Raw genomic sequence first — 22,816 nt, forward strand, 5'->3', positions numbered from 1 at the left:
AGACCTTGCTAGTATACCATTATCAACTGAATACTGCGCAATGAAGCAATTCGGTATATTGCCTACAACTCTAACCCACCTCTAGCCCCTCCGAGGAGGGGAATCTGCGCCTGTATAAGGGTCAGATGTAATGCGCAAGGCTTAACTGATACTGGTATTAGAGGAGCAGTTTATGCAGGGTACCGTGGCCTGGTACAGCAACAGCTTTTGTCTTACAATTTGACACACTATGCTAGTAACAAGGTTCCATAGGGATGCTCCGAAAACAAAACAGCCGGTGCCCTGGAAGAGCACCGGCTGTTTGCTTGTATTGTAACCCGGACTATGCTTTGATGCCCAGGATTTTGTATAGCTCAGAGAAATCTGGCGTCAGGATAATTTCTGTACGACGATTCTTTGACTTCGACTCCGCAGAACGTCCTGTGTCAACCGGCATGTAGAATGAACGGCCGGCAGCAGTTACTCTGTCAGGAGAAAGACCCTTATCAGTCATCATACGCGTGATTTCAGTGGCACGCAGTACGCTCAGGTCCCAGTTGTCAGTCATGTACTTCATGCCGCTCGCTACGCTTACGTCATCTGTGTGGCCTTCTACCATCACACCAACTTGCTGGTTTTTCTTCAGTACGCTTACCAGTTGGTCGATTGCTTTCTTACCACCTGCGTTCACTTTGGTGCTACCAGTGGCAAACAACAGTTTGTCAGACATAGATACGTATACCTTTCCGTCTTTCACGCTCACGCTCAGGTCACCCTGGTTAAAGCCCTGCAACGCAGCATTCACTTCGTTCTTCAAGTTGTCAAGAATCTTCTGCTGCTCGTTCATGGCACGCTCCATTTCCGCCAGCTTTTGCTCACGGTCTTTCAGAGACGTAGTCAGCTCGTCTACTTTCTGCTTCGAAGCAGCTTGCTCACGCTCTAGCGCTTCTTTGCTTGCTTTAAGATCATCGTACTTCTTAGAAGATACGCAAGAGGCCATCAGAGTTGAGCATAGCAACAATGAAAGCGAGGCTTTGAAGAAATTGAATTTCATGTGAATTGATTATTGTTGTTTGATTGGTAATAAAAACTTTGTTGCAAATATGAGAAAATTAAAAGCGCCTGACCAACATTACGGCACTAAAAATACTATATATTAATTATTTATAAAGGCAAACGTATAAGGTTCTGCTATATTTTATGCGCGCTATATTTTTTTTAATTTTTTTTCAGATGATGTTACGAGGCCGTTTTGATGCCTACAGGTAGCTTGTCAGATAGGGCCTGTAAACGCGGCTGCAGCCACCAAATGCCCACCGGCAGGAACAGGAAAAGAAAAGTTGTTCCCGCAAATTCACCCGTCGAAACCACGCGTTGTTGCTCCACGCTCACCAGCGACCGCGCTACAAAATACACCAGGTACAGGTAGCAGAACGTGGCCAGCAGGTGCATGGGCGCCAGCAAGAGCAACATGCCGTACGGGAAGTTACCGCTCAGGACACTCTCCTTTATAAGGCCGATGGTATAGATGAACAGCAGGGTATAAAGCAAGAAGTACAGAGCACACAGGTGAACAAAAATACGACTGATCTTGATCTGCTGCGGCAATTTACGATAAAGGCATACCCCTAGCAGCCAAAGCCAGGCCGTAAAGACAATCGCTGGCACGCCTTGCAGCAGCAGGGTAGCGATGGCACCGAGGGTGATATCGGCCGCATAAAGTAAGCGCGGCACGCCCTGCTGCAATAAGAGGGGCAGTATAAACAAGAGCACGAATGCCTGCCAGTGCTTTAACCGGAGTAGGGAATGGGCCAGCATCTGCTTAGTCGATCAGGTTTTGTGCTTTCAGCCAGTCAAAGATCAACTGATCAACCGGCGACACGCGGGGGCGGTCGGCATAGGTGAGCCATACCATTTCCGCTATCTCGGCACTGGCCTGCAGGGTGCCTTGGTACTTGCCGGTATAACACTGCATCATCACCTCTATACCCGCAGCATGCCCGTGGGCTTGTGCCCGGAAGATGCCCAGGAATACCAGCGTGGCCGGGTCCAGTTGCACCGTCAGTTCCTCCTCAATCTCGCGAAGCAGGGTTTGCGTGTCCGTCTCGCCAGCTTCGCGCTTGCCGCCGGGTATATAATAGGCATCTTTGCCCTTGCTGCGTGTGCTCAGTATCTTCCGGTCCTGAATCTCGATCCAGGCAAGCTTGTCGATTAACTTCATGGCACAAAGATATACCTTCTTTAGCAAGCCATAGCAAAGGCTCTCATGCCCACCGGAAACGGCATGCGCGTGGCTCCGTTTCTTTTCTGGGCCAAATGCGCTATATTGAAGAACAGAAACACGATACAACAGCAAACTACAACTACACACTAAAACGCATGACAAAGAAACTATTCTTCCTCTGCCTCTGCCTCATGGCGGGGTATGCAGGGTTCGCGCAGTCCAGGCCAGACTATAGCAAAATCACGCTGGTGATCCATGGGGGCGCAGGCACCATCACACGCCAGAACATGACGCCCGAAAAGGAAAAGGCTTACCAGGAGAAGCTGAACGAGGCGCTGAAAACCGGCTATGCGATCCTGGAGAAAGGGGGCACGAGCCTCGATGCGGTGGAAGCCACGGTACGCGTGATGGAAGACTCGCCGCTGTTTAATGCCGGAAAAGGCGCTGTGTTTACCAACGAAGGTAAAAATGAGCTGGATGCCGCGATCATGGACGGCAAAACACTGCAGGCAGGCGCTATCGCCAGCGTCACCACCATTCGCAACCCCATCAGCACGGCCCGCGCCGTGATGGAGCAGTCGGAGCACGTGATGATGATCGGCCCTGGGGCGGAGAAATTTGCCAAAGAGAAGGGTATGGAAATCGTAGACCCGTCCTACTTCCACACCGAGACGCGCTACAACCAGTTGCAAAAACTGCTCGACAAAGAGAAAACCGAGCTGGACCACAGTGGCGGGACCGGAAGCACCGAGAACATCTTTACGGAAGGCCAGAAGTTCGGGACCGTGGGGGCTGTGGCCCTGGATGCCCACGGCAACCTGGCAGCGGCTACCTCTACGGGCGGTATGACGAACAAGCGGTATGGCCGCGTAGGCGATGTGCCGATTATTGGGGCGGGTACCTATGCCGATAACAATACCTGTGCGGTGTCAGCCACGGGGCACGGCGAGTACTTTATCCGCTCGGTAGTGGCCCACGACATTGCCGCGCTGATGGCCTATAAAGGCCTCTCGCTGCAGAAAGCCGCCCATGAGGTGGTGATGAAGAAACTGGTGGAACGCGGGGGCGAAGGCGGCGTGATTGCCGTGGACAAAAACGGTAACATAGCCATGCCGTTCAATTCAGCAGGCATGTACCGGGGCTACATGAAAAAAGGAAAGTCAGAAGTAGCGATCTACAAAGACTAGGGCTAGCATCAGGTAAACCAGGGAATAACAGAAGCTTGATCCGCGTCTTGAACAGGCTGTCCCCATCGCTTCCTTTCCGCTCCACGCCTGGGGTAGGGGCCCTTCTTAAGCTGGGGCGCGTTTTCCCGCTCGGCGCTGTGTAACTGAAGCCGCCCCCGGCACCTCCCGGAAAAACCAGGTACATTATTGCCTTAATCATACAGGAAAGCAACGTTTAGGATCACAAATATTTGTTTATCATCCTATAGGAGGCGTTAATTTCCGAGTTGGCGTTGGCATACCAAAAACAGCCACGGGGCACACTAACATTTAGTGTGCCCCGTGGCTGTTATAGATAGTTGATGGTGAGGTTCAGGAATCGCTTTGCGTGATCCAGGACCAGGCGGCATCGCGCTGTTGAAAGTCGAAGTACTGCATCTCGCCACTGACAAACGGCCTCGATATTTTTACCAGCCATTCTTCCCATTTACGGTCGCCCACAATAGCTGCCTTGCTTATTTTGTTGGCGTAAGCGATATCAATTTTAAGATCTTCCCAGATGGCCTGAGGCGTTATCTTCTCCAGGTCCAGCATCTCGGCATATACCCGTATTTTATTAAAATGCTCCACCCGTTCCTTAAACAGCGGACGCAGGATGGTGTAGTCATCGGCATCCAAATGCCCGCTTACCCGCAGCGCGATCAGGTCTGGGGAGTCATGTTCTATCAGCTGTAGCATCGTTCCTGTTTTTTCGGTTGCACAATATTTTTACAAAACAGCCGGAAGGTATACCTATGGTTACTTTTCCAGTTGCTTCAATTTTTTGTTTAGTACCGAGGCAGAGGTTTCGGTGCGGCCATCGGCATACTGAATAAGGTAATCCTTGCCGCTCATCCCGGATTTAGATGCCAGCTCATCAATAAAACCCCGGGCAGTCTTTACATCGGCCTTGTGCTTTTCCCATTTCGCCTGCAGGTGGTCCGCTGCCTCTTTGCAGCTGTGCTTGCTGCCGTTCCGGATAAAGGTGGCATCCTTCATGCTGCGCACATAAGTGATCAGTTCTTGTACTTTCTGGCTTTCGGTCAGGCGCGAACTGGTATGGGAATGAGACGCGGCCAAAGCTTTCTGTTGGGCAGAAGCCGTTGAAATGTTCGCGGAACCTATGGCCAGAAACGCTAATAAGAGGATAGGAAATTGCATGGTTTATATACAGGATATTTAGTTAAGATATAGCAAGTATCATGCACTTATACTACATTTTCGGCGTTAAGTGGTGCCAACCCTTTATTCTTTTAAAAGAGCGTCTTATAATTAAACTTTATATGAGAAAAGTGTTTTTGTTTTTCTTGTTAGTAGCGTTTGCGCAACAGGTATCTGCACAGCAAACCGTCGAAACCCGGTTAGGGTATAGCTACAATAACGAGGAGGATTTCTCGGATGAGTGGCAGTACCTTTCCACAGATTTGTACCTGTTAAATGGCAAGCGCTTTACGCGGGTGCTGAACGAGTTGGAGAAAGGAGTGCGCAAGCCCAAGAAAAACTACAGCACTGGGGTGGAGTCGCTGTTCATCACGGCGCAGCTCAAAAACCTGAAGCTTTTCGGCAGCGACGAGATCGTCTACCCGCTCTATAACTTCCAGGTAACGGACGATGGCAAGGAGTATAAAACGCAGGTGAGCGACCAGGTAGAGGTAGTCAGGATTATTGACAAAATGCCTTTGAGCGCAGCCAGCTCCAGCATCGATGCCGTGATCAAGGCGAAAGCCATTGCCAACAATGAGGGTGACCAGGTGTTTAATCTGGTGGCAAACCAACTGCTCAACATCTCGCGGCTCACCACACCGTCCGGGGCGGTGCTGTCGTTGGTGGGGGAGTTCGGGAGTTTGCTGAATGCCCGCAATGCCCGCAAAGAGTACAAGTTCAGTTCCACCATTCGGCTATACGAGGGGCAGAACTTCGATACCCGCCTGCATTCGGTGCGGGTGTATGCCTTTGTGCCCAGCGATGTGAAAGCCGTAAGCCTGAAAGCCGCGAAACTGACCGACTACCTGAAGAAAAACCCGAACAAGCTGGACTGGAAAGTGATGGAGGAATTGATCGCCTACCAGGATTACCCGGTGATGGTGGTGGCGAACTTTAAGTCGCTGTATAAAATGGATGTGCTGACGGGAGATGAGGTGAACTCGGAGCTGATTGAGAAGCGCCGCCAGAAAGTGCAGCTCGCTTATGATAACAAGTTTCTGAACGAGGAGGCTTACCGGCAGGAGAAGCTATACATCGAGTTCCTGAAAATATTCGCGGAGATGAAGCTGAGCCTGAACAGCTATCGCCTGAACTACCGTAACAACAGCCCGGAATCGAACGCCAAAAACCTGTTCGGGATCGTACAGGAGTATAAGCGCCTGCAGGGCACCTTCGATACCCGGGAGGCGGCCTTCAAGGAGAATCGCATATACCAGAAAGTGTTTCGGGCAGAGTATGAAGCCATCCTCAACAACGCGAACCTATACCTGGAGGCGGACCACAACCTGAAAAATGGCAAGTTGCTGGTGAACACCCTCCGGACGCTCGAAAACGACCCGAAAGAGTGGGACACGCCTGCTAAACGCGAGGCGGCGCTTGCCAGGCTGTACGCGGTGGAATTGCCCAGGCCGGAATTCTTGTCTGCCTCTATGGAAGGCGAGGCTATCCTGCGGCTAATCAGCAAACTGGAGGAGTTGCAGTACAGCGAGGTGTTTGCCGCAGAAGTGTCGCAGCTGAGTGCCGCAGATGCCACGTACGAAACCCTGCCCAAACGGAACGCCCTGCTCGACAAAGCCGCCGCCAGCAAATGCCAGTCGTGCCGCGAAAAGGTACGTGAGGCAGCCACCGCCTACAACAAGCGGTACGAAAGTTACAAGCTGCAACAGGCCCTACGCTTGAGGCAATCCCTGAACCTGTCCGCCGAACAAGCCGTGTTCAAAAGCCTGGGGCGGCGACAGTGCATTGCCGGAAACCTGGAGTCCGTAACCGCTGCTAGCACAGAGACAGCAGACGTGTATACCGCCCGCCTGCGTGAAAGAGTCAGGGAGTTTGAGAAGAGCATCCAGGCGCTGGACCAGCTAAATAAGCAGGCCTTAGACGCAACACGGCTACCCCAGGTGCAGGAGTATAACGCCAGGCTCACGCAGCAGGTGCAGGACCTGGAGCACCAGTACACCCTGCTGGGCCAACTAACGCAGCACCTGAGCAATTGTAGCGAAGGAAGCTAACGTGGTATAACCCTGCCAAAAGCGGTTGCGTTTGGGGAATATGCTAGAAGTACAGGAAACATTCAATTATCTTTTCGGCATCGAGGACCAATCCCTGACCTGGTGGCAGATGTCGTTTAGGGCGGTAGGTGTGTTTTTTGCAGCGCTGCTGATCATTCGGATCGGGAGCCACCGCATCTTTGGCAAAAACACGGCCTTTGATATTATCCTCGGTATTATATATGGCTCTGTGCTCAGCAGGGCTATCACGGGCAATGCGCCTTTTTGGCCAACCATCGCGGCGGCTTTAACACTAGTGTTATTGCACAAAGGGCTGGCCATGCTCGCATACCGTACTAATTTCGGCTTGGGTGATGTGATTAAGGGACGCCCCCGGGTACTGATAGAAAATGGGGTGATGCAGCGGGATGCTTTGCGCGACACCAGCATTACGGAGAACGACCTGTTAGAGGCGGCCCGAAGCACAGGTGCGGTTACAGAGCTGAGCCAGGTGGAGAAGGCTTATTTAGAGCGGAGCGGGGATATCAGCATCATTCTAAAAGAATCATCAGACGAAAAGTGATGCAAATAAAACGGCCACTCCCGCTGCTGCAGGAGTGGCCGTTTTGTGAATCATAATTTCAGAAGCTTACGCCATCTGAGAGTCTAATTTCTGGGAAAGTACGTTCTTCGGAACAGCACCAACTTGCTTGTCTACCACTTCGCCGTTCTTGAACACGAGCAGGGTGGGGATGCTGCGGATACCGAATTTAGCAGAAGTCTGCGGGTTTGCGTCTACGTCTACTTTACCGATCACGGCTTTGCCTTCGTACTCGCCAGCCAACTCCTCTACAATTGGGCCTACCATGCGGCACGGTCCGCACCACTCTGCCCAAAAGTCTACCAATACTGGTTTATCTGAATTGATGATCTCGTCAAAATTCGCGTCTGTGATCTCTATTGCTTTGTTAGCCATAACTTTAACTTTTTTGAATTAAATTCTGATTTTAAATATAGTAACAATTATAAGTTCGTCAAATATCTACCCAAACTGAGCCCACCTGACAAGCTGTCTTGTTACTTTCATCCTTTACCGGATAAAATACAATAATTACTTACGTTGATTCGGCTTCAGGGATACCTTATTAGTTGTAGCAACAAATGTTGTGAATAAAAGTTTTGAAAGCAAATGCTTCCGGCCAAACAAGCATTTCCCCGGTTCTGACTGATTGTGCAATACGACACAGATAAGAGCAGAAGGTATACAAAAGTAATGGGTAAATCCTGAAGGGAGTAGGGTGAACAGTGGCTTTAATCGTGTCGCTGTTAAATCTGGGCTCTTAACTCAAAACGTATGTAGATATCCACTTTAAAAGATTACACTATGAAAAACTTATTTACTTACAGCGCTGTGTTTGCCGCTGCCTTGCTCACTTTTTCATCCTGCGACCCGGAAGATGACTTCAACTTCCAACTTCCGAAGGAGAACGAGAAAACAGCTTATGTAAGCAGTAACACAAGCGGCATGGTTACGATGATTGAGCCAACCGGGATGCATGATTTCAAGATGAAGCAAAAGAGCATCGCCTCGAAGGATGCGGACGGCATTTACTACAACCGGGAGCGGAAAGAGCTTATCCTGGCATCGCGCACAACCAACCGGGTAGAGGTATACCAGAAAAAGAAGAACAGCGATATGCTGGAGATCAAGACCACCAGCAACCCGGATTTTACAAATGCGCGTGAGATAGCCGTTAGCGGCAACATGCTTGTGGTGGTGCAGGATGCTGACCCGGCTCTGAACCAAAACCAGAACCGCCTTTTTGTGTATGAGCGCACACCAAGCGGCGTGCGTCTTAGAAACACTTACGATGTAGGCTTTAACCTGTGGGGCATCCATGCCGAAGGAAATACCTTGTATGCGGTAGTGGATAACTCCAGCGACCTCGTGTCTTTTGACAACTTCTTCTCAAACAGCAACGGCATGATTCAGCCAACCAAGCGTGTGACCGTGGCAGGCATTGTCCGCACGCATGGCCTCACGTATTCTAAAAAAACGGATAAAATGGTGCTGACGGATGTAGGGGATGGTGCTGTGGCTACCGACGGGGCTTTAGTTGTTATCTCAAACTTTATGACGGTGTTTAACAGCACAGCCAATGGCGGCACAATTGGCGCAGGTTCTCAGGTAAGAATTGAGGGCAGCAACACGATGCTGGGTAACCCGGTGGATGTCGCGTATGACGACAAGACCGGTCACCTCTATGTAGCCGAAAGAGCCAATGGCGGAGGCAAGGTACTTATCTTTGCCATGCCAATGGCTAACGGAAACCCAGCGCCAGGTTATTCAAGCATGGTAGCAGGGGCTTCTTCGATCTACCTCGACCAAAAATAATTTTTCGATAGTTTTATGTTGGGGAGGGCAGTCTTTTTGAGGCTGCCCTCCTTTTTTGTGCCCTCCCGTTTCATAACAGAGGCTGGTAAAGAATCTAACTGGCCTCCAACGTTTGTTTGTCCTCCGTGTCGCCATATAGCACAGGCATGCCCTCTTGCGGAGGGTTGCTCAGGTCCATGCCATGTACATCTTTTACCTGGTGCTGGAACCAGCGGGAAAATTCGTCATTGCCATCCCCAAAATGCTGGAAAGCCTCTTTGGGGTTCTCACCGGTCAGTGTTAAGACCACGAAATCCCCTTGCGGCAGTTGCTGCAGGAACACCCGTTCCCTGATGTTGAGTTTCTGCCTGGATTCCCTGTAAGCGTCTCTATACTTTCCGTTCAGGTCCTGCATAAACTGTTTCCACTGCGCAAGTTTGCCCTCCTGAATCGGAACAGCCATCGAAAGTGCATTTGCCATAGTTTTGGTATTTTATGGTTGTAAGATTGTATTTTGTACGCAGCCAAACAAGGGGAGGAGGCTCCTTTCCGAAGTATCTGGTAAGAGGTATAAAAAAAGAGGTATACCACCGGAGCAGCATACCTCTTTTTTTTCTTTATGACAGGTACTTGCCTGAAATATAATGGGTTACAGCAATTTGCACTCGCCTAGTCCCAGGTCCTTGATAGTGGGCAGGAATACTTTCGGGTCGATGCGGTACTTGCGGGAATACGTAGGCAAAGCCAGTTTCTCCTCCGGTACGTGCAGCGTAATCTCCAGGCGCTTCTGGCCCGGGCTGGCAACAATGGCCCCTTCCAGTGCCTCGGCCAGGTTCGGCGTGAAGTGCTGCAGGTTGATGTTGAGTTGCACGCCCTGCGCCATCTTGTCCAGTACATCACCCAGAAGTTGGATGTTCTGCGGCTTCAGCTCCCACTGGTCTTCAGTTTTGTAGCGCAGCTGCACTTTGCCTCGGATAAATAAGTATAAACCCATCTTAAGATAAGGCGAGAACTTCACGTAATCTTCCCCAAACAAAGCCATCTGCATCGAGGTGTCGTAATCCTCGATGGTGAACAGCGCAAACGGGTTCCCGTTCTTAGCGGTGCGAATCACGATGTCCGTCACCATACCCGCCACGTTCACATCACGGTTCTTGTATTCCTCAATGCGGTCGAGGGAGCAGGTGCAGTAGGAGTCAATCTCCAGCTTAAACTGATCGAGCGGATGGCCCGACATATAGAAACCAACCACTTCCTTTTCGCGGCGAAGCATCTCAGCCTGCGTCCAAACGGGTACTTCCGGTATCTTTGGCATTGGTGCTGCCACAGCGGCTCCGCCTCCAAACAACGATTGCTGCGCGGCCTGCTGCTCTGCCTGGTAGTTGTTGCCAAAGCGCACGGCCTTTTCCAGCAACGGCATGGTCTCGCCTTCGGGCACCTCAATCAGCTGAGCGCGGTGGTATAGCTCCCACGAGTCGAAGCAGCCGGCCAGCGCCATACTTTCAAAAGTCTTCTTGTTCACGGCACGCAGGTTCACGCGCTTGGCAAAGTCGAAGATATCCTGGTAAGGGCCGTTCGCCTCTCTTTCGGAGATAATCGCATCTACCGCCGATTCGCCGGTGCCTTTGATCGCCGCCAGGCCAAAGCGGATGTTGCCTTCCTCGTTCACATTGAACTTCAGCAAGGATTCGTTCACATCGGGGCCGAGCACCTGCACGCCTTGCTTGCGCGCCTCCTCAATAAAGAACGTCACCTTCTTGATGTCGTTCATGTTGTTGGTGAGCACCGCGGCCATATACTCGGCAGGGTAGTGCGCCTTCAGGTAACCGGTCTGGTACGCCACCACCGAGTAAGCGGCAGAGTGGGAGCGGTTAAAGCCGTACTGGGCAAACTTCTCCATCACGTCGAACACCTCAGAGGCTTTCTTGGCGGGGATTTTATGGATTTCGGCGGCTCCGGCAATGAATTTCTCACGCTCCTCGGCCATCTTCTTCATGTCCTTCTTACCCATGGCGCGGCGCAGCAAGTCGGCACCACCCAGCGAGTAACCAGCCAGGATCTGGGCCGTCTGCATAATTTGCTCCTGGTATACCATGATCCCGTACGAGTAATTCAGGATCGGCTCCAGCAACTCATGCGGGTACTCTACCTCCTCGCGCCCATGTTTCCGGTTAATGAAGTTCGGGATGAACTGCATCGGGCCCGGACGGTAGAGGGCGTTCATCGCGATCAAGTCTTCAATGTTGGTGGGCTGCAGGTCCTTGAGGTACATGCGCATACCCTCCGACTCGAACTGGAACGTACCGATGGTGTCGCCGCGCTGGTAGAGCTGGTAGGTTTTCTCGTCGTCTATCGGGATGTTGTCGATGTCGATCTCAACGCCGTGGTTCTTTTTGATGAGCTCCATGGCATCCTTGATGATGGTCAGGGTTTTCAGGCCCAAAAAGTCCATCTTCAGCATGCCCGCGCTCTCAATCACCTTCCCGTCGAACTGGGTCACCAGCAGGTCAGCGTCTTTGGAGGTCGAAACAGGGATATAATTGGTGATATCATCTGGGGCGATGATCACGCCTGCCGCATGTATACCAGTGTTACGAACCGAGCCTTCCAGCTTTTCGGCCAGCTTTAGTACAGCGGCGCGGTGATCATTGCCCTCACGGATAGCAGCCAGGTCCAGGTTCTCCATGAAGGCCTTGGCCAGCGTAGTGCCCGGCGTATCCGGTACCATCTTGGCCAGTTCGTTGGCTTCGGCAAGCGGCAGGGAGGTAGAACGCGCTACGTCTTTGATGGACGATTTAGCCGCCATGGTACCGAAGGTGATGATCTGGGCCACCTGCGTTTTGCCATACTTCTCCACCACGTAATCGATCACGCGCTGGCGGTTCACGTCGTCGAAGTCAATATCAATATCGGGCATCGATACACGCTCCGGGTTCAGGAATCGCTCGAAGAGCAGGTTATACTTGATCGGGTCGATGTTGGTGATACCGATGCAGTAAGCCACTGCCGAACCGGCAGCCGAACCCCGGCCCGGCCCCACAAACACGCCCATGTCGCGACCACGGTTGATGAAATCCTGTACAATCAGGAAGTAACCGGCAAAGCCCATCGTCTCCACAATGCGCAGCTCATAATCCAGGCGCTCTTCAATTTCTGGGGTAATGTCGGTATAGCGTTTCTTGGCACCCACATAGGTTAGGTGGCGCAGGAAGGCATCCGGCCCGGCGTGCTCCGCAGGAATCGGGAAGTTGGGCAGCAGGATGTCGCGCTTGAGTTTGGGCGGCGTGATCTTGTCCACGATCTCATTGGTGTTGTCCACCGCCTGCGGCACGTCCTTGAACAGCTCGTTCATCTCGGCCTGCGTCTTGAAATAGAACTGGTCGTTGGGGAAGCCGAAGCGCGTTTTCGGCCCCGCCTCATCAATACGGTTCAGCATCTGGCGCACACTGGATTGGTTGCCATACTTGTTGCGCACATTCTCCACCGTGTCATAGATCACCTTCTGGTCATCCGACAGGAAGCGGTAATACTTCGTCTGGAAGTCACCCACCGGTGTGCTTTGGTCCTCGCCGGTGTTTACGCAAAGCAGAATATCGTGCGCGTTCCAGTCGTCCTGGTCCACATAGTGCGAGTCGTTGGTGCAGATCACTTTCACGTTATACTTCTGCGCCCACTTCAGCAATACCTGGTTAATGTCTTCCTGGCTTTTGCCGGTACCGTCGATGTTCATCAGGCCGTGGCGCTGAATCTCGATGTAGTAATCCTCACCGAACACATCGAGCCACCACTTAAAGATCTCCTCGGCTTCTTCCTCGCTTTTCCAGAGGATGGCCTGTGGCACCTCGGCACCAATACAGCAGCTGGTGGCAATCAGGCCTTTACTATACTTCAGCAGCAGTTCCTTGTCAATACGGGGCCACTTGCTGTATACGCCCTCAATGTAAGAAAGCGAGCAAAGCTTGGCCAGGTTCTGATAGCCCTCCTGGTCTTTGGCGAGCAGCAGCTGGTGGTGGCGCACATCCTTTACCTCCTTGCTGAAGGTTTTCAGGTGGCGGTCCTTCACGAGGTAAAACTCGCAGCCCACGATCGGTTTCACGTTATACTTGTTGGCCTCGGCCACAAAGTTGAAGGCGGCGAACATGTTGCCGTGGTCGGTCATGGCTACGGCGGGCATGCCATCGGCCTGCGCCTTTTTCATGAGCGCGCTGATGCTGGCCTGGCCGTCGAGCAGCGAGTACTGGGTATGGGTATGTAAATGCGAAAAAACGGGCAAATCTCTAGGAATTAGAAATTAAAAATTATGAATTAGAAATGGCTTTAAAGCTAGAATAAGTAGTTCCAACTATATCCAAACCGAAGAATTTTAGAGGCAAACTATGACGATCAACAAAGCAAAAACAGCTAAGCCTCACCCTCATAATTTTTAATTTCTAATTTTTAATTCAGCTTGGCACAAGCCATTAATGGGATGTTAAAATTACGGAAAAACGGCCCACCTCCCAAACCTTATGCGGCCTTAGCTGTAACAAAATAGCTGGCACAATAGTCTCGGCGAGGACAGAAATAAGTGCCAGGCAAGGAAAGCCTTCCCGTGGCGCCTGTAGTTGTCTTTTGTGCTTTCCATAAAAATCCATCATACTAAAACCACCCACACGTATAGACAAGGCCAGCACAGGGCAGGAGCGAATGAAACTATGGCAGCAGTAAGCAGATTGGGAGACATGTTCAGGGCATTGCGCTCGCGCAACTACAAGTTGTTCTTTGTAGGGCAGGGAATCTCCTTGATCGGCACTTGGATGCAGCAGGTAGCGTTAAGCTGGCTGGTATACCGCCTCACCGATTCTGTGTTCCTGCTCGGCGCCGTTACGTTTTCCAGCCAGATCCCTTCTTTTCTGCTCGGTCCCTTTGCCGGGGTGCTGGCCGATAAGTTCAACCGCCACAAGGTGCTGCTGCTCACCCAAACGCTTTCGATGGTGCAGGCTTTTACGCTGGCCGCCTTGGTGCTGACCGATACCATCGAGATATGGCACGTACTGGCCCTGAGCGCCATCCTTGGCACCATCAACGGGTTCGACATCGCCACCCGGCAGGCCTTTGTGGTGGAATTGGTGGAGAAGCGCGAGGACATGAGCAATGCCATCGCGCTGAACTCCTCCATGTTTAACATGGCCCGGCTGGCCGGCCCGCCCATTGCCGGGCTGTTGATTGCGGCAGTAGGCGAGGGAGTATGCATCCTGATCAACGCGGTTAGTTATCTGGCGGTGCTGGGGTCTTTGCTGCTGATGCAGTTGAAGCCTTTTGAGCAAGTGCAGCAGCAGCGCAAGGTATGGGAGTCATTGAAAGATGGTTTCCGGTATGCCTTCGGGTTCCCGCCAATCCGGGCGCTGATCGTAATTGTGGCCTTGCTGAGTTTATTCGGAATGCCTTTTACGGTGCTGCTGCCGGTGTTTGCCCGGGATATCCTGCACGGTGGGGCCAATACGCTTGGTTATCTGATGGGAGCCTCGGGCTTTGGGGCCCTGGGTGGGGCCTTGTTTCTGGCGCAGCGCAAGTCTGTGGAGGGCTTGGGCAAAGTGATTATTTATACCATGCTGCTGTTTGGCTTCGCGCTGATGGCCTTCTCCTTCTCGGAGGTGTTTTTGCTCTCGATGGCGATGATGCTCATCAGTGGCTTTGGTATGATCGTGACGATGGCCTCCTGCAACACACTGCTCCAAACCATCGTGGACGACGACAAGCGTGGCCGTGTGATGAGCCTTTATGCAACGGCTTTTATGGGTATGGCTCCGGTGGGGAGTATGCTGGCAGGGGCCGTGGCCGAGCACATTGGGGTGGCCTATACATTGGCAGGCTGTGGATTGCTGTGCGCCGTTAGCATTGTGCCCTTTGCCGTAAACCGCCCGAAGCTGCGGCGCATGGTGCAGCCCATCTACGAGCGCCTGGGCATTGTGCCGGAAATTGCAACAGGCCTGCAGACAGCCTCCAACCTAAGCGCAGCCCCGAAGGAAAGGCGGTAAAAGGGGCAGGTCGCGACCCAATGCCGTCAGCTTACGAAATAGCTTTATCCAATCTGTCATCTCGACGAAAGGAGAGATCTGGGATTTTTTATGGTCATGTGATTTTTCAGATTCCTCGCAAAGGCTCGGAATGACAGCTACGCCTTAAGTTTACAACATTGGGTCGCAGCCTGTTCGCACGAGAATGATCGGCTTTAGCCCATGAAAAAGGCCCGCTACGTGGCGGGCCTTTTTCATGGGCAACATTTGCTGAGAGCTATTTCTTTTTGATTTGCAGCTTCTCTCCAATGCTCACCGAGAAATCTGATTTGTTGTTCCACTCCATGATGTCTTTGATCGTGACACCGTACTTGCGGGAAATCTGGTACATGCTCTCGCCACTGGCCACCGTGTGGTAACCGTTTGCCGGGGCGTTGCTTACTTCTGTTGTGGCATTCGTTTCAACTGACTCAGCGGCACGGCTTGTAGGCGCCTGTACGCGCAGTTCCTGGCCTAACCGGATGCTGTTATCTGCCAGGTTATTCCAGTTTTGTAATTGCCCCGGTGTTACGCCGTACCGTTTTGAGATCTGGTAGAGCGTTTCACCGGTGGTTACGGTATGGTATGGGCTGGACACAGCTGCGCTTTTTGTCGCGGACGCTGCTGTTGCCGGTTCGGTAAGCGGTTCGGCAATATAGAGTTCCTGCCCAATCTTCAGCGGGCTGTCTCCCATGTTGTTCCAGTTGGTGATGTCGTTGATCGTCACGGCATACATCCTGGAGATGCTGTAAAGTGTTTCGCCCTGGCGTACGGTATGCTTGGTTGGCGCAGGGGTAGCAGCGGTTGATGTCTGTTTGGCTGGTGCTGCCACCGGCTTGGCTTTTGGCGCTGGTTTCGAGGCTGGCTCCACAAAAACATCCATCACCTCGTCTGTGGCCGTGTCGTCCTGGTCATCCGCACTGTTGTTCCAATCTTCCTCCGGCGCTGGCGTAGCCATGGGAGTAGAGGCCGGGAAAGTAGCCTTTTCTGTTTTAGACTGCTGCTCCGTAGGCTGCGGCTGTGCGGCAGGAGTAGTTTTGGCCGCAGTTGCCTCGGGCTTTGTGGTTGGGTATAAGATTACCTTTTTCGGCTGAGATGCAGCTTGGTCTTTCTGCTTTGCCTCCGCTGTCACGGCTTCGGCCGTGTCAGTCGTCATCGGGTCGATAAAGCCATCCTCGTCAGTAGCCGGAGCAGGTGCTGCTTCGGCGGAGGCTGTTGCAGGCTTTATCCAGTTTTCCTCCTCCTGCTCTTCCGGCTTGTCCTTCTTAAATCGTTTGAAGCTGTCTATAAATCTTCTGAAGATATTGTCTTTTTTCGCTGGCGCGTCCTGGTGGCTAACTGCTGTGGCCTTGGCTACAGTGGCCGGCCGCTTTTCCTGCGTAGGGGTGTTATGGCTAGCCACAGCAACAGTTTTTTGCTGCTTCAGGTCGCGCACCTCCACCGGAACGCTGGACGGGCGGCGGTGCTGCAGCCACAGCACACGGCCAGGGGATGGCACCTCCGAACGGCTCATGCGGTTTTTAAACAGCAGGTAACTCAGCCGGATGCCATAGCGCTGCGAAATCTGCTGCATGGTTTCACCGTGTTGTACCACGTGGTATTCTACATCGGCATTAAAGCGCTTTGGCTCGGTATAATAAGTCTGTCCCGCTACGATGTTATCGAAGCTCTGCATGTCGTTATAGCGCAGGAACTTGCGCGTAGGCAGGTTCGCTTTTCGGGCCAGCTGCTCTTTCGTTTCGCCTGGTTGGGCTGTAATCGTGCTCAGGCTATTCTGCTCTAACCGGATGATAGAGCTCAGGCCACGACGGGCAGCGGCAGGTGTGGTATCCTTAGAGGCCAGCAAGCCGGCATCACTGCCGTTGCGCACCGGTACCATCACGTAATAGTCTTTGTCGGATGGAATGGAGCCGCCCAACAGCCATTTGTTATACTTTTCCAGTTCGATGTAATCGGTTTTGGTTGACATGGCAATATCTGCCAGACTCTGGCCAGGGGTGCCGCGCATCTCACGCAACGATAGGGCTGGCGGGTTGCTTTTGCCTACAAACGTGTCGTAAGCGACTTTGTGGGCCAGGAAAGTCAGAATGTAAGGGTGCGACCTCTCAGTGATGTCCATTTTGCGGGCACCGTTGTCAGCAGGCTGGGTATAAGGCTTGGCACCGGAATAGCCCTGGTAGTAAGACAGCAGCGAGTTGAGCCAGTTGTTGTAGTACTTGTTGCTTCGCAGGAAATATTTAGCAGCCCCGCGACTTGCCTCAATGATGTGGCGGCGCTCGTCTACTTTGTTGTCCATGCGCAGGTTAAAGTCAGAGGCAGCCTCACGCTTGAACTGCCAATAGCCCACCGCATTAGAGGTAGACACGGCATCGCCGATCAGGCCGCTTTCCTGCAGTGCCAGGTACTTGTAATCGTCCGGCACGCCTTCCTCTTTAAATACGCGCTCAATAATCGGAAAATAGGCATCGGCCAAATCCACTTTTAACTTAAAGTAAGTCTGGTTGCGGTGCAGGGCATCCACCTTCTTCTGGATTTCTTCCTGGGCACCGCTCGAAAGCGTCAGGTGCAGGTCGGCGAAGTATACGTTGCGGGGAACGGTAACGAACTGTGCCAGTGCCAGCAGGGGCAAAAGCAACAGAACAAGAAGGCTGCTGAATGATTTTCTCATGGCTTGGTACTTGGTATTTGGCTAATCGTTGTTTAGGGATGTTCTACTTTCTGTTGAGTTGTGGCTACTTAAATAGCTATGCGCTAATATGTTTGAAAGGTACTAGTAGTCTTGCAAAAATAACGCAATTTGCCTCGGAATTTAAAACGCTTCGCTAAGTTCTTCGCTTCTAATTTCCACCAATTTTAGGCACTGCAGCAAACAATCGCAGGCTTTTTAAGCTAAGTATCAGGATGGTAGCGGCTTAGGTATTCATGCCAGGTGGTAGCGCTTGCTGGTGGCAAAAAATAAAAAAGGGAACCCGGTTAAGCTTCCCCCTTTTAGTGTTGAAACAATAATCAGTTATATCTTTCGGGCAACCAGGAGGCCGTCACGTACCGGGAGCAGGATATTCTCCACGCGCGGGTCGTCGTGCACCTTCTGGTTAAAGTCTATCACGGCCTTGGTATCCTCGTCGAGCTTCTTGCGGTATTTCTCCAGCACCTTTCCGCTCCAGAGTACATTGTCGGCAATGATATACCCCCCCGGTCGCACTTTATCGATCACCATATCATAATAATGGGTATAGTTGATCTTGTCGGCATCTATAAACACGAGGTCAAATTCCGCGTCGATGGTCGGCACGATTTCCATGGCATTCCCCACGTATAGCTTCAACTGTTTGCCCCAGGGCGAGGCATTGAAGTAGCCGCGCACGCGTTCCTCCAGTTCCTCGTTCTTGTCCACGGTGTGCAGCGTGCCCTCGGGGTGCATACCCTCTGCCATACATAGTGCCGAGTAACCGGTATAGGTGCCAATCTCCAGTATCTGCCGGGGCTGTATCATCTTCGAGAACATCGACAACAGGCGCCCCTGCTGGTGCCCCGAGAGCATGCGCGGTTTCAGCACGCTCAGGTGCGTCTGGCGGTTAATCTTGTGCAGCAGATCGCTTTCAGGGGAGGTATGGTCCTCGGAGTATCGGAGCAGGTCTTCGTCTATGAACTCCATATTTGATTGTTGAATGGTTAAATTGTTAAATGGCTGTGACTAAATGATTGAAAAACAACAATTAAACAATGTAGCAATCAGCCATTAACTCGGCACGTAATTCAGGAAACTGAGCTGGTCTTCGCGCAGCACGTCGTTGGCAATATCCACCAGGTCGCCGGATTTGATGCTTTTGATCTTGTCGAAGATCTCATTCAGCGACTCTACCTTGCCCTGGTCCAGGATGCTTTTTCCGAGCATCATCATCAGGCCCATGTTGCTTTCCTCGGCCATGGCTAGCTGACCCATCAGTTGCTCTTTAGCAGTATGCAGTTGCAGCGATCCAAGCGGTTTCTCGCGCAGCTTCTTCAGCTCCTTCAGCACCAGCGATGTGGTACGCTTGAGTTGCTTTTTCTCGGTGCCGAAATAGATCGTGAGCAAGCCTGTGTCCACGTAAGTCGCATAGTTGGCATCGATGGTATATACTAGGCCATGCTTCTCGCGCACCGCCAGGTTCAGGCGCGAGTTCATGCCGGGGCCGCCCAGCAGGTTCACGAGCAGGAAATAAGGGATACGGCGGTCGTCGGTGAGGGCATAGGCCGGCGCGCCAATCACGCAGTGGGCCTGCGAGATCGGCTTCTCCATCGTGATCGACTTTGGCGCATAATCGGAAAAAGGCACCCGCTCGCGCTGCTTTTTGATCTCGGGGATACCGCCCAGGTATTTTTCGGCCAGCTTCAGCACTTTCTCAAAAGGCAGGTTGCTGACAGAGCAGAAAATAAGCGCGTCGGTGCTCAGGTTGCGGTCGATGAAGCTGAGGAAATCCTGCTTTTGGAAGCCGGACACGCTTTCCCTGGTGCCCAGGATGTTGTTGCCCAGCGGGTGGTTTTCGTAGACCACGGCATCAAACTCATCTACAATGGCGTCCTCGGGCGTGTCGAGGTACATGGCCATCTCTTCGAGAATCACGCCGCGCTCTTTCTCAATCTCGCGCTCCGGAAACACCGACCGGAAGGTGATGTCGGTCAGCAGCTCAAAAGACTTATCAAAATGCTTGTCAAGCACAGAGGAGTAGAAGCAGATTTTCTCTTTGGTGGTATAGGCGTTCAGCTCGCCCCCCACCGATTCGAGCCTGTTCAGGATATGGAACGACTTGCGTTTCTCGGTTCCCTTAAAGGCCATGTGCTCCCAGAAATGGGCAATCCCGGTTTGGTCCGCCAACTCGTCGCGGCTGCCAATGTCCATGATAAAGCCGCTGTGGGCTATCTTGGTATGCTGCACCTGCTTGTGAACAATGCGGATTCCGTTGGGTAAGGTATGGATATGATAATCAGGCATTCAATCTAAAATTAGCCTGCAAAGGTACGGGAAAGCGCGCTCAGTTAAAAGCTATCCGCCTTAGGCTTGACGGGGGATGGCATCTTTGGCAAGCAGAAAGCAGGGTAGGTGCCTGGCTTAATTATTTTACATGACGGCTGCTAGCGGTCAGCGCCCATGGTGCCTATCCGTTGGTAGTAGAAGGAATTGCCGTCATATACATCCATGGCAATGGTAAGCGTGTCGGCGTCTACGTGCACGGAAAGGGAACCAAACGGATCATCCCCGGAGGCCGCCTTATTGCCCTCATAGAAGATGATGCGGGTAATGGGCTGGTCTGTCAGGATGGAAGTGTCCTCGACCAGCTTATACCTGCCTGTTTCCCTTACCCCGTTGTCAAAGCGGGTATAGGTGTCGGCTGTGAAGGAAATGATATTGCCATTACCTGCTTGATAGGTTCTCAGGCCGCTCCAGCCACCGAAGCTGCTTCTCAGTTCCCAGGTGCCGATCAGGTCGGGCAGCGGTACGGCGCGTAGCGCCTCGGCTCTCTCGCAGGCAGTGGCCAGCAATAAAAGGCAGAAGAGTGTAGCAATGTATAAGGCGCGTGTCATGGCAAGGGGGCTGTTGGTTCCTGTTTAACTGACCCCTGCCAGGCCAAAAGGGTTGCAAGTCATTCGCCTACTTCTTGCCAGGGAGAGAGAGCTTGCTGTTTTTGCCCCCTACATTGATCACAAGGCCAAGGGAGAACACGGCATACCCGGCGGTCAGGACATCGCGGTTTTTGAGCCCGAAGTTTGAGCCGCTGGTATACTGCAGCTGCACCGAGGGGTTTAGGGTAAGGCGCGTGTAAAAGATCGGCTCCAGGAAGATGTTGTCCTCTTTTTCTTGTGGCACCCCGTTGAGCAGGTGCTCGTCCATGGTCACGTAGCTGGCGCGCAGGGCCGTGCCGTAATTCAGTGGGAATTCCTTGCCAAACAGGTGCAAGGATTTTCTTCGCTTCGAGCTGAAGTTTACTTGTGTAAAGTACTTGTTAAAGCTGGTTTCACGGCGCTCGGACGTCATCACGCCCTTCTCGTTCTCGGATTTTTTGGTACGGTCGCTGCTGCCTCCTCCGAAGCCGCCGTATACCTCCAGGATGCGGTTGTTGTTTGGCCCAAAAGTGGTGAAGTAGCCGCCGCCAGCCTCCAGCAGGTTATGTTGGAAATCCTCTTTCTTGCGCTCGCGGTTCAGCATAGAGCCGTTTACCAACACGCCAAAATGGTCTGATACAGCGTAGGCCGTGTTAAATGTGATGTTGCCTTTGGGCGTAATATGGCCAGCAGCACTCAGCTCCCCCCGCTGGGTGAACATCGGTACGTTAGGGACATTGGGCATGTACGCCGATACGCAACCCGACATGAGAACCACGGTACTGCAAAGGCTGATCAAGTAAAAAAATCTTTTCATAAAGGTAATTTGGCAGGGCGCTACAGCGCAAACATGTGCTTTGCTGCTGTTAAGGCCAAGTTTAAGACGAATGCGAATTAGGTAAAATGCCCAGGAAGCCTGACGCGCAGTTGTTTGCGCCACCGGCCTTTAGCCAGATGCAAACCCGTTACCGGCTCACACAAATATCAAAACAGTAATCGACAATTTACAAAGTTTGGGTAACTATTATGTTAAAGCGACTTTTGGCTGAGTGTAAAATGGGGCTGGGCTTTGGGCTATTGCGTAAACAATTTTATCTTGCTGATTAGCTCTAAAAAAGCTCGATAATCACCTGTAACCCCCAGTGGCTTTCCGGCAACTCGTTTTTTGAGTTACCCTAGGTAGCAAGCGCAGCATGAAGAAAATACTGATCATACAAACGGCCTTTTTAGGGGATGTAGTACTGGCCACAGCACTGGTAGAAAAACTGCATGCTTTTTACCCCGAGGCCCAACTGGATTTCCTGCTGCGAAAGGGCAATGAGGGATTGCTGAAAGACCACCCCCTGCTACACCAGGTCATGGTTTGGAACAAGCAGGAGGGCAAGTACAAGAGCCTGATGAAGCTACTGAAGCAGATCAGGGCTGAGCAGTACGACCTGGTGGTGAACGTGCAGCGCTTCGGCGCAACCGGTATCCTGACGGCCCTTTCGGGGGCAAAGGAAACAGTAGGCTTTGAAAAGAACCCGTTCTCGCGCCTGTTTACGCGCCGTTACGTGCACGACGTAAACTCCGGCACGCACGAAGTAGAGCGCAACGACATGCTCATCCAGAGCCTGACCAACGCCATACCCAGCAAGCCTAAGCTATACCCCAGCCCCATGGATTTTGCGCAGGTAGCGCAGTGGAAGCAGGAACCATACCTGTGCATGGCGCCTACCTCCGTTTGGTTTACCAAGCAGTACCCGCAGGAGCAGTGGGTACGGCTGCTGGACAGCCTGGCAGGGAAGGGGTATAAAATCTACCTGCTGGGCTCTCCGGTCGATAAGCAACACTGCGACGAGATTCTCAGCCAGAGCACCAATTCCCGTGTCGAGAACCTGTGCGGCCAACTGAACCTGCTGCAGTCGGCGGCCCTGATGCGCGATGCAGTGCTAAATTATGTAAACGACTCCGGCCCGATGCACCTGGCCTCCGCCCTGGATGCCCCGACCTGCGCCATTTACTGCTCCACAGTGCCCCGCTTCGGCTTCGGACCGCTGGCAGAGTTTGCAAAAGTGGTGGAACGCGAGGAACCGCTGTACTGCCGCCCCTGCGGGTTGCATGGGTATAAAACCTGCCCCGAAGAGCACTTTAAATGCGCCCGCGAGATACGGAATGAGCAACTGCTGGAGGTGTTACAGGTTAGAGAGGGGAAAGTTGGGGAGTTGGAGGGGTAAAGAACCAGAAGA

General features: G+C 52.4%; 19 protein-coding genes. 6 read left to right on the forward strand and 13 right to left on the reverse strand.

Features of this window, described 5'->3' with window-relative positions; genetic code table 11:
- Positions 1–322: 322 nt before the first annotated feature.
- From ACXYMU_RS17065 to ACXYMU_RS17075, 3 genes are all read right to left on the reverse strand, one after another.
- Entirely contained in the window at positions 323–1,033 is a 711-nt protein-coding gene (locus ACXYMU_RS17065; RefSeq protein WP_458987632.1) for an OmpA family protein, read from the reverse strand.
- Positions 1,034–1,218: 185 nt separating this feature from the next.
- Complete coding sequence (locus tag ACXYMU_RS17070; protein ID WP_458987633.1) at positions 1,219–1,797, reverse strand: hypothetical protein; 579 nt, start codon at positions 1,795–1,797, stop codon at positions 1,219–1,221.
- Between the two features lie 4 nt (positions 1,798–1,801).
- Positions 1,802–2,200 carry an NUDIX hydrolase gene (locus tag ACXYMU_RS17075; protein ID WP_458987634.1) on the reverse strand — a complete coding sequence of 133 codons (399 nt, stop codon included), beginning with the start codon at positions 2,198–2,200 and terminating at the stop codon, positions 1,802–1,804.
- Between the two features lie 158 nt (positions 2,201–2,358).
- Here ACXYMU_RS17075 and ACXYMU_RS17080 point away from each other — a divergent pair, with 158 nt between their 5' ends.
- Positions 2,359–3,390: an isoaspartyl peptidase/L-asparaginase family protein gene (locus tag ACXYMU_RS17080; RefSeq protein ID WP_458987635.1), complete on the forward strand. Its 1,032-nt coding sequence runs from the start codon at positions 2,359–2,361 to the stop codon at positions 3,388–3,390.
- 351 nt (positions 3,391–3,741) lie between these two features.
- On the opposite strand, the gene ACXYMU_RS17085 is transcribed toward ACXYMU_RS17080, so the two are convergent.
- Together ACXYMU_RS17085 and ACXYMU_RS17090 are read right to left on the reverse strand one after the other, a co-directional pair.
- The gene (locus ACXYMU_RS17085; protein WP_458987636.1) at positions 3,742–4,107 is read right to left on the reverse strand and encodes a SpoIIAA family protein; all 366 of its coding nucleotides are present in this window, start codon (positions 4,105–4,107) and stop codon (positions 3,742–3,744) included.
- Positions 4,108–4,167: 60 nt separating this feature from the next.
- Positions 4,168–4,569: a DUF5329 family protein gene (locus ACXYMU_RS17090; protein WP_458987637.1), complete on the reverse strand. Its 402-nt coding sequence runs from the start codon at positions 4,567–4,569 to the stop codon at positions 4,168–4,170.
- 122 nt (positions 4,570–4,691) lie between these two features.
- On the opposite strand from ACXYMU_RS17090, the gene ACXYMU_RS17095 reads away from it, so the two are divergent.
- Entirely contained in the window at positions 4,692–6,620 is a 1,929-nt protein-coding gene (locus ACXYMU_RS17095) for a hypothetical protein (RefSeq protein ID WP_458987638.1), read from the forward strand.
- Between the two features lie 40 nt (positions 6,621–6,660).
- Entirely contained in the window at positions 6,661–7,182 is a 522-nt protein-coding gene (locus ACXYMU_RS17100) for a DUF421 domain-containing protein (protein WP_458987639.1), read from the forward strand.
- 66 nt (positions 7,183–7,248) lie between these two features.
- On the opposite strand, the gene trxA is transcribed toward ACXYMU_RS17100, so the two are convergent.
- Positions 7,249–7,575, reverse strand: a complete 327-nt coding sequence (gene trxA, locus ACXYMU_RS17105; protein ID WP_025609263.1) for a thioredoxin — start codon at positions 7,573–7,575, stop codon at positions 7,249–7,251.
- A 408-nt stretch (positions 7,576–7,983) separates the two neighbouring features.
- Here trxA and ACXYMU_RS17110 point away from each other — a divergent pair, with 408 nt between their 5' ends.
- Positions 7,984–8,994, forward strand: coding sequence for a YncE family protein (locus ACXYMU_RS17110; protein WP_458987640.1), 1,011 nt, complete (start codon positions 7,984–7,986; stop codon positions 8,992–8,994).
- A 94-nt stretch (positions 8,995–9,088) separates the two neighbouring features.
- Here ACXYMU_RS17110 and ACXYMU_RS17115 read toward each other — a convergent pair whose 3' ends face one another.
- Complete coding sequence (locus tag ACXYMU_RS17115) at positions 9,089–9,454, reverse strand: hypothetical protein (protein WP_458987641.1); 366 nt, start codon at positions 9,452–9,454, stop codon at positions 9,089–9,091.
- A gap of 168 nt (positions 9,455–9,622) precedes the next feature.
- Entirely contained in the window at positions 9,623–13,246 is a 3,624-nt protein-coding gene (gene dnaE / locus ACXYMU_RS17120) for a DNA polymerase III subunit alpha (RefSeq protein ID WP_458987642.1), read from the reverse strand.
- Positions 13,247–13,667: 421 nt separating this feature from the next.
- Between dnaE and ACXYMU_RS17125 the strand changes: the two genes are divergently transcribed.
- On the forward strand, positions 13,668–14,990 hold the full coding sequence (locus ACXYMU_RS17125; RefSeq protein WP_458987643.1) for an MFS transporter: 1,323 nt from the start codon (positions 13,668–13,670) through the stop codon (positions 14,988–14,990).
- Positions 14,991–15,246: 256 nt separating this feature from the next.
- Here the strand turns inward: ACXYMU_RS17125 and ACXYMU_RS17130 are convergent, their stop codons facing one another.
- The 5 genes from ACXYMU_RS17130 to ACXYMU_RS17150 all read right to left on the reverse strand — a co-directional run bounded on the left by ACXYMU_RS17130 (position 15,247) and on the right by ACXYMU_RS17150 (position 21,405).
- Entirely contained in the window at positions 15,247–17,676 is a 2,430-nt protein-coding gene (locus tag ACXYMU_RS17130) for a LysM peptidoglycan-binding domain-containing protein (protein ID WP_458987644.1), read from the reverse strand.
- A gap of 342 nt (positions 17,677–18,018) precedes the next feature.
- Positions 18,019–18,663 carry an O-methyltransferase gene (locus tag ACXYMU_RS17135; RefSeq protein WP_458987645.1) on the reverse strand — a complete coding sequence of 215 codons (645 nt, stop codon included), beginning with the start codon at positions 18,661–18,663 and terminating at the stop codon, positions 18,019–18,021.
- 84 nt (positions 18,664–18,747) lie between these two features.
- The gene (locus ACXYMU_RS17140; RefSeq protein WP_458987646.1) at positions 18,748–19,980 is read right to left on the reverse strand and encodes a M16 family metallopeptidase; all 1,233 of its coding nucleotides are present in this window, start codon (positions 19,978–19,980) and stop codon (positions 18,748–18,750) included.
- A gap of 140 nt (positions 19,981–20,120) precedes the next feature.
- Positions 20,121–20,570 (reverse strand): hypothetical protein, encoded by a 450-nt coding sequence (locus ACXYMU_RS17145; RefSeq protein WP_458987647.1) that lies wholly within the window; start codon positions 20,568–20,570, stop codon positions 20,121–20,123.
- A gap of 67 nt (positions 20,571–20,637) precedes the next feature.
- Positions 20,638–21,405: a hypothetical protein gene (locus tag ACXYMU_RS17150; protein ID WP_458987648.1), complete on the reverse strand. Its 768-nt coding sequence runs from the start codon at positions 21,403–21,405 to the stop codon at positions 20,638–20,640.
- Between the two features lie 376 nt (positions 21,406–21,781).
- Here ACXYMU_RS17150 and ACXYMU_RS17155 point away from each other — a divergent pair, with 376 nt between their 5' ends.
- Entirely contained in the window at positions 21,782–22,804 is a 1,023-nt protein-coding gene (locus ACXYMU_RS17155; RefSeq protein ID WP_458987649.1) for a glycosyltransferase family 9 protein, read from the forward strand.
- Positions 22,805–22,816 lie beyond the last annotated feature (12 nt).

The sequence above is a fragment of the Pontibacter sp. CAU 1760 genome, from assembly GCF_054482735.1.

What these genes read in the sequence shown, in the direction of transcription:
- ACXYMU_RS17090 (WP_458987637.1), bottom strand. Translation starts at nt 4,569, where the DNA reads ATGCAATTTCCTATCCTCTTATTAGCGTTTCTGGCCATAGGTTCCGCG.
- ACXYMU_RS17065 (WP_458987632.1), bottom strand. Translation starts at nt 1,033, where the DNA reads ATGAAATTCAATTTCTTCAAAGCCTCGCTTTCATTGTTGCTATGCTCA.
- ACXYMU_RS17130 (WP_458987644.1), bottom strand. Translation starts at nt 17,676, where the DNA reads ATGAGAAAATCATTCAGCAGCCTTCTTGTTCTGTTGCTTTTGCCCCTG.
- ACXYMU_RS17140 (WP_458987646.1), bottom strand. Translation starts at nt 19,980, where the DNA reads ATGCCTGATTATCATATCCATACCTTACCCAACGGAATCCGCATTGTT.
- ACXYMU_RS17155 (WP_458987649.1), top strand. Translation starts at nt 21,782, where the DNA reads ATGAAGAAAATACTGATCATACAAACGGCCTTTTTAGGGGATGTAGTA.
- ACXYMU_RS17080 (WP_458987635.1), top strand. Translation starts at nt 2,359, where the DNA reads ATGACAAAGAAACTATTCTTCCTCTGCCTCTGCCTCATGGCGGGGTAT.
- ACXYMU_RS17075 (WP_458987634.1), bottom strand. Translation starts at nt 2,200, where the DNA reads ATGAAGTTAATCGACAAGCTTGCCTGGATCGAGATTCAGGACCGGAAG.
- ACXYMU_RS17125 (WP_458987643.1), top strand. Translation starts at nt 13,668, where the DNA reads ATGGCAGCAGTAAGCAGATTGGGAGACATGTTCAGGGCATTGCGCTCG.
- ACXYMU_RS17070 (WP_458987633.1), bottom strand. Translation starts at nt 1,797, where the DNA reads ATGCTGGCCCATTCCCTACTCCGGTTAAAGCACTGGCAGGCATTCGTG.
- ACXYMU_RS17135 (WP_458987645.1), bottom strand. Translation starts at nt 18,663, where the DNA reads ATGGAGTTCATAGACGAAGACCTGCTCCGATACTCCGAGGACCATACC.
- ACXYMU_RS17095 (WP_458987638.1), top strand. Translation starts at nt 4,692, where the DNA reads ATGAGAAAAGTGTTTTTGTTTTTCTTGTTAGTAGCGTTTGCGCAACAG.
- ACXYMU_RS17110 (WP_458987640.1), top strand. Translation starts at nt 7,984, where the DNA reads ATGAAAAACTTATTTACTTACAGCGCTGTGTTTGCCGCTGCCTTGCTC.
- ACXYMU_RS17100 (WP_458987639.1), top strand. Translation starts at nt 6,661, where the DNA reads ATGCTAGAAGTACAGGAAACATTCAATTATCTTTTCGGCATCGAGGAC.
- ACXYMU_RS17085 (WP_458987636.1), bottom strand. Translation starts at nt 4,107, where the DNA reads ATGCTACAGCTGATAGAACATGACTCCCCAGACCTGATCGCGCTGCGG.
- trxA (WP_025609263.1), bottom strand. Translation starts at nt 7,575, where the DNA reads ATGGCTAACAAAGCAATAGAGATCACAGACGCGAATTTTGACGAGATC.
- ACXYMU_RS17150 (WP_458987648.1), bottom strand. Translation starts at nt 21,405, where the DNA reads ATGAAAAGATTTTTTTACTTGATCAGCCTTTGCAGTACCGTGGTTCTC.
- ACXYMU_RS17145 (WP_458987647.1), bottom strand. Translation starts at nt 20,570, where the DNA reads ATGACACGCGCCTTATACATTGCTACACTCTTCTGCCTTTTATTGCTG.
- ACXYMU_RS17115 (WP_458987641.1), bottom strand. Translation starts at nt 9,454, where the DNA reads ATGGCAAATGCACTTTCGATGGCTGTTCCGATTCAGGAGGGCAAACTT.